This window comes from Streptacidiphilus sp. MAP12-16 (assembly GCF_041262165.1).
In the GTDB taxonomy this organism is placed as follows: Bacteria; Actinomycetota; Actinomycetes; order Streptomycetales; family Streptomycetaceae; genus Streptacidiphilus.
Window position 1 is genome coordinate 1 of record NZ_JBGCBY010000071.1, and the last position, 3,576, is coordinate 3,576.

A 3,576-nucleotide genomic window follows, 5' to 3' on the forward strand; every position below is an offset into this window, starting at 1 on the left:
TGGCTGGAGCAGTAGCACCGGACACCACTCGGAATCTCGTGCCGTGCGCGCTCAGCTCACACTGGACGGGCACGGCACGCGTCGCTCAGCGCAACCAGGGGGGCCGGTAGGAACGGCGCGGAAAAACGGTCTTGCTGTCAAAACTCGTCTGCTAGGAAGCTGCTCCGGCACCGGTCAGGTGAGGTGGTCGGCCGTCTCACCGGATGGATCGATCGTCAGTCGAAGTCGGACGGTGCGAAGAGGTGGCGGTCCATCATCAGTGCGGCGTCGGCGAGGATCTCGGGGTCGCCCTCGGCCCGCTCACGGAAGGCCAGGTCAAGCAGCTTGGCCCCGACCTTTACGGCCAGCCCTGCACGTCGCCGTGACGGCTCGGTGTCCGGTATTCCATAGCCGCGGACCAGCGCGCCGTGCAGGTGTCGGGCGATCTCCTCGTTCGTCTCCTTGCCGACCGCGTCCAACGCGGCCAGGCGCGGCCCCTGGAACCAGATCCGGCGGTACCCCGGCTCCTTCCGGAAGCGGTCCGCGTAGGCCGCGAGCAGGCTCTCCACCAACTCCCGCGAGCGCTCGGGCAGAGGCTCCGTCGTGATCTTCTCGGCGATCAGGACGTCCAGCTGCAGCCACTCGCGCACCAGTGAAGCGACGATCGCTTCCTCGGCGAAGTAATGGATAGGTACCAATATCCATCCCTGACGGCACGTCCGGCTCTCGGGGCTGGCGACGCCGCAACGGCTGCGAGACGCGGGTGATGGCGCGGGTGACCCCGTCGCGGGCCGAGCCCCTCGTGGATGTGGCCGTGCCGGGGTCGATGCATGAGCTCGCCCTTCTTAAACGTTCTCAGCGCTCAGGCGACATCACGGGTATGAAGACGTTCGCGATGCCGGGTAGGCGGTGGGCCACCGAATGGGTCGCCCTGACACCGCATCTGTTCGCGTGGCAGGTCACCTGTTTCTTCATTCTTCTCATGGGATCGCTGCGCCTCTTTTCCGAGCGGTCACGCCGCAAGACTCTGGTTGCCGTCCTGACCACAGCGCCGGCCGGGTCCGTGATCGTTCAGGCCGGCTGGCTAGGAGGCCCTGCCATGTGGATCCAACTCGGAGCCGGCGACTCCCCGACCAAGCCGGTCCTACCTGGTCAGAGCCGCTGATGCCGTCCAGAATTCCCAGGGAGCACTGGGAAGAAATCGCGCGCCTCTACGGCGTGCTGTACTCGGACATGCTCCCGTTCGCATCCCGACTACTCGGGGTCGACTGTGAGCTGGCGCACGACACGGTGCAGGACACCTTCAAGGCCTGCGCTGAGGCATGGGACGAGCTGCAGGAGCTCGGCTTCGATCGTCAGCGCTCCTGGCTCTACCTGGTGTTGAGGCGCCGAATCTTCGACGTCTGGCGGGCGAGGACAACCTCGCGAATGCTGTTTGAGGATCTCGTCCGCGACTTTGATCCCGTGGCGGACGTCGACATCCCCCGCACGGTGGCTTCCAAGATGCTGTTGGAGAAGACCTGGAAGATCATCGATGAGATGCCGGAGCGTCGCCGGCGGGTCACGCTGATGAAGCATCAAGGGCACCTGAGCAATCAAGAGATCGCAGCGCATCTAGGCATCACGGAGGGAACCGTGCGCGTGCATCTGCTCCATGCTCGCGCGGACCTCACCAGCGCACTGGGGCAGGAGGTCCTCCCCGACTTGGGAGACCTCAACGATGATGGAGGAGTGGAGGCAGCAGGATGACCGATCAAGAAGAGTTCAACGAGGCCCCCCGTGATGCCGCGAGCCCTCCCGCGGAGGAGGTTGGCCCCTGCGCGCTGACGGTGGACGAGGTGCTCGCACAGCTGGACCGCCACGCCGGGCCAGTCGACGTCAACGCGGCCAGCTCGACAGCGGGCCTGATCGAACTGATGGCGTGGATGGCCGAAGACCCGTCGCCTGCGGCCGAGGTCCCGCAGCCGAATTCTCGGTACGGGCGCACCTCGGCTTCGCCGAAGCCCTCGAAGTCGGTTCCCTCTCCACCGTTGAACTACCGCAACCCGAGTGCCGTACCGGGTGAGACGGCGTACGCGCCTCCGCCCTCGCGGGTCGTGGTCACCGAACCAGCGAGTATTCCCTCGTCGCACGCCCGCGCGGACATCCCCTCTCTCCGTGAGCCCGTGGTGCCCGAGCCACCTCAGATCCTGTCGGCCTCCACAAACATCAAGGTCCCCACGACTGAGTCCCGCACCATTCGATTCACGCATCTTCTGCCCCCGGTGCTCCGCTACTTGGGGATCGGCGTCTACGCCCTCGGTGCGATCATCGGTGTCGCCGGCCTGGCCCTTATCGCCGTCGTCGGCATCGCTGTAGGGGACTGGACCTTCTCGGCGTGGGCCACCTCGACTCTCCTTGTCGCCTCGGCAACCCTGCTCAGGATCCGCTTCCTCTCCCGGCGAGGAGATGCCACGTCACGGGAGAGGGTCTTGGTGGCTCGGGACAGTCAGCCCCGCTCGGAAGGCCCGTCACCGCAGGTCAGCGGAGACCCAGTGTCCTACGCGAAGGACATCGGGCCGTAGGGCTCCTGACACCCTGGGGCTGTGGTTGCCGGTCAGTCAGGCGAGGCCGGCGGAGGCGTTGTCGTCCCAGTCGTCGGCGGTGCGCATGTAGCCGAGCATCGACTTGGAGTTGGGTGCCCAGCCGCCCTGGCGGGCGATGGCGATCGCGTCTCGCCTATTCTTGCGGCCCTCGGTGGCAAGTCCCGAGCGCAGCGAGTGGCCGGTCCAGCGGATGTCGATGCCGCAGCGCTGCGAGATGCGGGTGATGGCGCGGGTGACCCCGTCGGGGCCGATTCCGTCGTGGATGTGGCCGTGCCGGTCGATGCCGTGGAAGGCCGGGCCCGACGGGTCGGCGTACTGCGGTCCGCCCTCGGCCAGGAGTCGTTCGCGCCAGGCGGTCCAGGCCCGCACCGGGCACGATGAGGCGTCATGTCCGGTTTGACGCCTCGGATAAGGGGAGCTTATCCGAGGCCAACGGCCGTTCGGGCCCCACTACGACCAGGCGGCCCGAACGGCGGGTCATAGTGGCGGGGCTGCTCTACAGTCGGCGCAGCCCACTCCCAGCTGCTGCCGGCCCCGTGGGCGATGTCCCTCTGCGGCATCTGCTGTTCGATGGCCTGCCGGGCGGCGTTCTCCAAGCGCTGCCTGGCGTTGGCGGTCAGGGCACGGCTCGTCACACCGGGTAAACCTCCCAGGCCATACTCGGGACCAGCGGGCGGCGCGGCCGATTGAGGCGGGCGGGTGCCACCGTGGGCGGCAGCAGCGTGACCGTCGACGACGACCGCGATAACAGGAGCACGGACCGGTGGGACTTGGTGCTCACCGGCAGCCCGATCCAGCCGGTCTACGGCCGCGAGGGCCTGTGGCAGCTCGCGCTTCTGGAAGCAGACGCTGGGCTGGACCGCGCCGAAACTGCGCGATCCCGAAGCCGCCGACCGCTGGACCTGGCTGGTCGTGGTCCAATGCCGCGAAGTTTAGCGCCCGGAGGCGGTGTCAAGGGGGCGTGAAATGCTGCTGGACCTCTGCTATCAAGGGGATCGACCAAGATCTTCCC

At 67.2% G+C, this 3,576-nt stretch carries 4 protein-coding genes; 2 read left to right on the plus strand and 2 right to left on the minus strand.

The features are described 5' to 3' along the window. Positions 1–215: 215 nt before the first annotated feature. Positions 216–677, minus strand: coding sequence for a hypothetical protein (locus ABIA33_RS37950; RefSeq protein WP_370088788.1), 462 nt, complete (start codon positions 675–677; stop codon positions 216–218). A 466-nt stretch (positions 678–1,143) separates the two neighbouring features. Between ABIA33_RS37950 and ABIA33_RS37955 the strand changes: the two genes are divergently transcribed. Together ABIA33_RS37955 and ABIA33_RS37960 are read left to right on the plus strand one after the other, a co-directional pair. Further along, on the plus strand, positions 1,144–1,728 hold the full coding sequence (locus tag ABIA33_RS37955) for an RNA polymerase sigma factor (protein ID WP_370088790.1): 585 nt from the start codon (positions 1,144–1,146) through the stop codon (positions 1,726–1,728). Beyond that, positions 1,725–2,543: a hypothetical protein gene (locus ABIA33_RS37960; RefSeq protein ID WP_370088792.1), complete on the plus strand. Its 819-nt coding sequence runs from the start codon at positions 1,725–1,727 to the stop codon at positions 2,541–2,543. Before ABIA33_RS37955 ends, ABIA33_RS37960 begins: the two co-directional genes overlap by 4 nt. Positions 2,544–2,579: 36 nt before the next feature. On the opposite strand, the gene ABIA33_RS37965 is transcribed toward ABIA33_RS37960, so the two are convergent. Continuing rightward, entirely contained in the window at positions 2,580–2,933 is a 354-nt protein-coding gene (locus ABIA33_RS37965) for a hypothetical protein (protein ID WP_370088794.1), read from the minus strand. Between the last annotated feature and the right edge of the window lie 643 nt (positions 2,934–3,576).

What these genes read in the sequence shown, in the direction of transcription:
- ABIA33_RS37960 (WP_370088792.1), top strand. Translation starts at nt 1,725, where the DNA reads ATGACCGATCAAGAAGAGTTCAACGAGGCCCCCCGTGATGCCGCGAGC.
- ABIA33_RS37955 (WP_370088790.1), top strand. Translation starts at nt 1,144, where the DNA reads ATGCCGTCCAGAATTCCCAGGGAGCACTGGGAAGAAATCGCGCGCCTC.